This is a genomic window from Psychrobacter sp., from assembly GCF_036731945.1.
GTDB lineage: Bacteria > Pseudomonadota > Gammaproteobacteria > Pseudomonadales > Moraxellaceae > Psychrobacter.
Genome location: NZ_DAINDI010000016.1, coordinates 1 through 6,129 on the forward strand (window position 1 = coordinate 1; position 6,129 = coordinate 6,129).

Here is a 6,129-nt window from a genome sequence, read left to right on the forward strand (position 1 = left end):
CGGCGGTTTTGGCCAAATGCCAGAGCAGGCTAACTTTGCCATAAATCCATGGTGGATCCATCAGCACCGCTTGCGCAAATATCTCCGGCGCACGGTATAACGCCTGCATAGTACACATGGCACCAAGCGAATGACCGACACCCACCACCTGACTCACGCCATGCTGCTCACAAGTGCGTTTAACGCTATCAATAATCTGCTGGGTCAGGCTTTGCCAATGGTTATCGACTGGATAATCAGGCGTATTACCCAGCATAGGGATATATTCAATGGTAAAAAATTCAGCAAGCGGGGCAAAAAACGGCGCATAAACGGCGCTGGGCAAAATGAATGACAGGTTTTTGGGTTATCTTAGACTTGGGTAGTGACGCAAAGGTCTGTGGATTAATGGCACTCATGACAAGCTCTCAGTAATTTAAATAGCTGTTTATTATAATAATCGAAATTTATATACAATTAAGGCTGAGCATAATCATATACTCAGCCTTAACAATCATACACATTAAATCTAAAATATAAAGCGCTTAGCGCATCTGCGCCTGGCCCTCTTCTTGCGGTAACACGTCAAGCTTGATACTTGAACCAAGACCTGCGCCTAACTTAACCGCAAAGCGATCCATAAATAAGCTAAATGGGTCGGTCGGCGTATAATTGACGACGTTGTCAAGCTTCAGCTTCTTCTCTAAAGTCGAAATACTGCCCTTTTTGTCAGCTAAGCCAAGCTCAATCGACTGCTCGCCAGTCCAAAACAGCCCTGAAAACAGTTTATTTTCCTCAGGATTCTTTAGACGATCGCCGCGACCTTCTTTGACCGCATTGATAAAGTGCTTATGAGTATTGTCCAACACTTTTTCGACGTGCTGCTCTTCATAGTCAGTCAGTGGACGTGACAAGCTTAAGATATCTTTATACTCGCCTGCGGTAATGGTGCGGTCTTTAACACCAAATTTATCCATCAAGCCTTCGATATTATAGCTTGGCATAATTACGCCAATCGAACCGACTAAGCTTGATGGATTGACATAAATCTCATCCGCAGCTGAAGCGATATAATAAGCGCCCGAAGCACCCATATCACCAATCACCGCGTAGAGTTTTTTATCAGGATATTCTTGACGCAAATCCATCATCGTCTGCCAGATTTCATCAGACTGTACGGGTGAGCCGCCGGGCGAGTTGATGTCAAGCGCCACGGCTTTGGCATTACTGTTTTCAAAAGCGCGAGTTAGGGCCTCATTAACATCGTAAGCATTGGCGACATCACCACTACTAATCGTTCCTTGGATTTCAACCACCGCCAAATGCGGCTTACTGGTATCAACGCCCTCAAGCCCGGACGGTGTTTTGGTACTACAACCGCGACCAATGGTCAAAAATATCAATAAGATATAACCAAAGGTTAATAACTTAAAGAAAATACTCCAGCGACGGGCGCGGCGCTGCTCAACCACACTGGCTAGTAACGTATTTTCAAGCAGTCGCCACTCTTGTCCGCTCGGCTGATTTTTCTGCATCGGCGTTGGCTGATTTGTCGAGTTGTCAGGACGTTTGTTAGGGTCTGGTGGCCAGTTGGGCATATAACTTCCTAAGTCAGAAACAATGTAAAACGATGAAAGAAATAGTGTTAGAACTTAATAAAGCAAAAAATTAATAAAACCGCAATAAAGATATTTACTAAGACAATTGCGTTTTTTAGCGCTTTGGTAAAGTTGAATAAGCTACTAAGTATGGTGGCATTTCGCTCATGGTTCAATAGCAGAACTGTGAAATAGCTTGATATTATAAAGGCGACAGCTTATAGGAGCGAGGTATTTTATAAGGATAATACCAACAAGTCAGATTATAAGGTTAATCCTTACTATCGGCCTCAAAAGCTAGAGCGGCATCTAGTGGCTTATTATCATAAGTGATTGTCTCATGGATTTGTTGCTGAGTTATTACCTCAGTAGAGATATGCGAGGCACTATGTCCAAGCCATGTTGTGCTGTTTATGACATTACCTAAGGTGTTTTTTAATGAGTTTTTTAAAGTGTCATTTTTAGCATTTGGTTCAATCGCACATAATAACGCCCACATTTGCCACACGCGCGGATGGGTATCGACATTTAAAATCAAACGTGATTGAGCATTTTTAATCTGAGAAGGTGGCGCTTTGTTATCGGACTGAAGTGTTTGTACTTTAGTAGCTAATGATTTGAGCGGGTCAGCAGCATTGTAGTTTATCACGTGAATAGGCAGTCGACTATCAAGCGCAAGCGTACAGTCCCAGACACTGGCATCGTTTATTTTGCTCCAACCTGTGATGGCTTGCAACGTTAAATCACCATTGGCGAGTTGCCAGATTTTACCTTGCTCACAAACTTGGGCGCTGATGGTTGCATGAGTTCTATTTTTACCAGATTGACTGGCTAGTTGATAAGCGCGCTGGAGCTCGGGCCAACGCTCACTACGCCCTGCTTGCCAATACTGAGCAGTTGGGAGACGTTGACTTAGCTCAGCGACGGTCATTGGTAGCAGCTCAGAGCCGTTTGGCTTATAGATGGTCGGCTGCAATGACTTACGGTTGTTATTTTTTAATGTCGCTAAAGATGTCGTCAAGGCCGCGCTACTGCTTTGGACTACCATACCTTCTAGACGCGTGATAGATAAGCTGCGCAGTTGCTGCTCTAGGGTCGCAGATAACTTGTCAGCGGTTAGCGTGCTTGGCATCGTACGAGTATCATAAGGCCTATGATCGGCTAAAATTAACCAGCTAACGTTTGTCTTATTAACTTCATTATTTAGTACAGGGTATTGTAGCACCGCCGCGCTTAAATATTGGTCGCCCGTTGGCAGAATATAGAGAGTCGGAGTCATGGTTAACGACTGCTGATTGGCGTATACCGTCATAACCAGTAGCGTTAACGGCGCTAGCGCGAGCCAACGACTGATAAGGCCGCGCGGTAATAGCCACGGCAGCATCGCCAATAATACCATCAGCAAAATTGCCATATTCACTGGCGTATAAAGCCATACCTCTGAGAATATCGGTAACGCCGTTAGCCACGTAATGAGCTCATGCAAGTAAGCAACGAGAGCAATCACTAAAACCCAAATAGTATCAGCTAGCGCAGGCGAGATAAGATAGCACAGCCCAGCCAGTAAATTTAGCGGTACAATCACCCAACCAAATAAGCCGATGGCAAAGAGATTAACGATAAGCCCTAACAGTGACGCCTTACCGAATAACAATAAGGTTATGGGTAATAGCGCGATAAATAGCCAAAACTGTAATTTGAACAGACGTTTAAATCCCAACCATGTACGTTGAAGTATCTTCGCATTTTTATTGTCATTAGAATTCGTGGTTGTTAAGCTTGCAGACTTTGTTTGACTCCATTGTTCTGAGCTATCTTCGTACTTTAACAATAGTGCCACGGCTATAAAAGACAGCCAATATCCTGCTTGCCACAACACATACGGATCAAACCATGACATCAATATCGCCAGTGCTAACAATATGCGCATGGTACCAATCGGCAGTAGTGTTAAGCGTATCAACCCTATCGCTAATAACATCCATGCGGTACGCGCAGCAGGCACATCAAACCCAGTAAATAAGGCATAAATAAAAGCTGCGCTCATCATGACCCACCAGCGTACTTGCCAGCGCGGGACATGACGATAGAGAGAGGGATAAAAACGATTCAACAGTAAGACTACCAATCCCGCTAACACAATCGCTAAAAATAAAACATGCGTACCTGAGATGGCCAATAAATGAGAAATACCTGCCAGCTGATATAAATCTTTGGTACCGCGATTGATTAAACTGCGATCACCGGTCAGCAAACTCAAAGTCACCGCTTTTGCTTGCTGCTGTGCGGTAGTTTGCGCTGCCCAATCTTGATAAAAATGCTGACGTAGCTGCCAACGTCCTTGGTCGATAGCGGTACGCAAACGGTATAGATAAGAATCGTCCGCTTTAGATAATGCTGCTGAGTCATTAAACGGAATAGTTGAGGTGCTGGTCGCTAATATAGTGGCAACACCATCGATATGTCGCCCTCGCAACCACCGATAACTATCAAACCCCGTTGGATTGTTCAACGCTTGCTCAGAGTTAGCAAGTGGCGCTAGCGTCAAAGTCATCAATAACTGATCACCTGGCTGCAAATCATTTAAATCTATAGTCTGCGATTTATTGTCAGTACTTTTTTTAGAAGGTTTTTTAGGGAGCGACTTCTTAGAGAAAGATTTTTTTGGATAAGCATTTAGCAGTACACGATATTGTTTATTCTCGAAATTATCTCCGTTTAAATTATTTTCCTTATTGCTTAGGCTATTATCAGTCCCCTCTTTATAATTGGCATTGTAATTGACGCTCAGTTTGTCTAAATCCTGCGACGTTATCTCGGACAGTAAAGGCGATATATGGCTAATGGTAGCAACCTGCCGATAGCCACTATGACTTGCGTCATCATAGACACTATCACTGATGCCTTCTATGCTCACCAACGCTTGCACGCGCACACTTTGTTTGATGGCATTACTTTGCGCCTGCTGCTGACTTATCAAAGCGAGCAGCCCACTACCAGTAATCAGCGCTAACGCTAATACTGTCGTTAATAAATAATGAGCAAATTTATAGAGTAATGATGATGTAGAAGATGGGGTTTTAGCAGAATTTTGAACAGCAAGATTTTGAGCAGACGAATTTTTAGAAACCCCTTTTTTAGCGTCAATCGAGGGTGCAAACGCAATGTAACGCTGATTGATAATTAGTAGAACAATAGTTAAAGCCATTAATAATAACGGCAAGATAGAAATGGGGCTGAGGTCTGGTAATAAGAAACTAACTGGCAGCGGCATAGTATCCGCAACGGCTAACACACCCATCATAACGATGATTATCAAGCTACCTATTAACCAGTACACCAGCGCTCCTCGCTTGCTTGATAGCTCGTCCGTTGCATATAAGTTGTATGATAGATAATGACCGTTCTAAACATTGAACCAACCATCAAGTGAGCAAACCGTCAAGCGATGGCATTTATGTGGCTATTACCCTATACTTACCAGAAATATTGCAATAGTGATTATTCAACATTATCTAGCCGCTTTTCTGATAACATTTATAGCTATATTTTTTATTAATAATATCACTGTATATCAGCCCATCAATATGATTGAGCGGGCTGAAGATAACATGTAAAGGCGATTCTGTGCCAAACAAACGTCTAAAAGACCTACTTCCTACCCCTGAAAAAATCTTAGAAAGTCGCTCATTAAAACTATTTGCGCCGCAACTTGCCGACCCTCGTTTATGGCATTTTAATCGCCATAGTTTAAATAAAGCGGTTTATATCGGCGTGCTCAGCGCATTTTTCCCGTTGCCAGGACAGATGTTGCTGGCCTTAATCGGTGCGCTTATTTTTCGTGCCAATGTGCCGATGGCGCTTGGTCTGACTTGGATTACTAACCCGCTGACGACTCTGCCGGTGTTTTATGCTGGCTACTATATCGGTGCCAAAATCCTTGATGTGCCGATGATTAGCTTGCGCATTATCGGTCGTATGATTTCAGATTTTACCTTATGGATTATCTCTGATGGCGCCAATCCTTTTATTACTTATAAAGGTACGGTATCTATCGCCGCTTTTTGTCTAGGGCTAACAATTTTAGCGGTCATCAGCAGTATTGTCTGTGGACTGGCTTTTAAAGCCATCTGGCGCTATAAAACTGTCACCAGCTGGCAAAAACGTCAGAAAGACTCTGCTGAAAAAACCAGCAAGCATGAATAGCCTTAATTATTAATAATCGATCTTGCCGCGTCAGTCATCTTATAAAAATAGCAGCATTTTATAAAGTTGGAAATATCTTATAAAATCATTGCCCAATTTGTAAGCGACCTTATAACTCGCCTTCTTCCTCTTTATGCTTGTCGATAGCATTTTTAACATTGTCGGTGAGGTTGGCATCCATCACAAAGATATCTATCACCTTCTCATCTTTTAACAACGTGTAGCGCTTGCCAGTCGCACTATCTTGCGCCTTTAGATCGTAATCTGCACCGGCTAAGGTAATTGAGTCAAAAACCGGCGTCAGCAAGTCTATTTGTGCTTGTATATCAATGGTGTCAAATAGCGT

The 6,129-nt window shown here is 43.1% G+C and carries 5 protein-coding genes; 1 reads left to right on the plus strand and 4 read right to left on the minus strand.

Annotation, left to right across the window (positions count from 1 at the left end):
- The 3 genes from V7D75_RS04820 to V7D75_RS04830 all read right to left on the minus strand — a co-directional run.
- Nucleotides 1-325, minus strand: a 325-nt coding sequence (locus tag V7D75_RS04820; protein WP_333613636.1) for an alpha/beta fold hydrolase, incomplete at its 3' end; no start/stop codon positions are given.
- Between the two features lie 199 nt (nucleotides 326-524).
- Nucleotides 525-1,577, minus strand: a complete 1,053-nt coding sequence (sppA, locus tag V7D75_RS04825) for a signal peptide peptidase SppA (RefSeq protein WP_333613637.1) — start codon at nucleotides 1,575-1,577, stop codon at nucleotides 525-527.
- A gap of 271 nt (nucleotides 1,578-1,848) precedes the next feature.
- Nucleotides 1,849-4,917 (minus strand): ComEC/Rec2 family competence protein, encoded by a 3,069-nt coding sequence (locus tag V7D75_RS04830; protein WP_333613638.1) that lies wholly within the window; start codon nucleotides 4,915-4,917, stop codon nucleotides 1,849-1,851.
- 287 nt (nucleotides 4,918-5,204) lie between these two features.
- On the opposite strand from V7D75_RS04830, the gene V7D75_RS04835 reads away from it, so the two are divergent.
- Complete coding sequence (locus tag V7D75_RS04835; RefSeq protein ID WP_223808538.1) at nucleotides 5,205-5,783, plus strand: DUF2062 domain-containing protein; 579 nt, start codon at nucleotides 5,205-5,207, stop codon at nucleotides 5,781-5,783.
- 109 nt (nucleotides 5,784-5,892) lie between these two features.
- On the opposite strand, the gene V7D75_RS04840 is transcribed toward V7D75_RS04835, so the two are convergent.
- Nucleotides 5,893-6,129: hypothetical protein (locus tag V7D75_RS04840; RefSeq protein ID WP_333613639.1), on the minus strand; the 237-nt coding region annotated here is incomplete at its 5' end.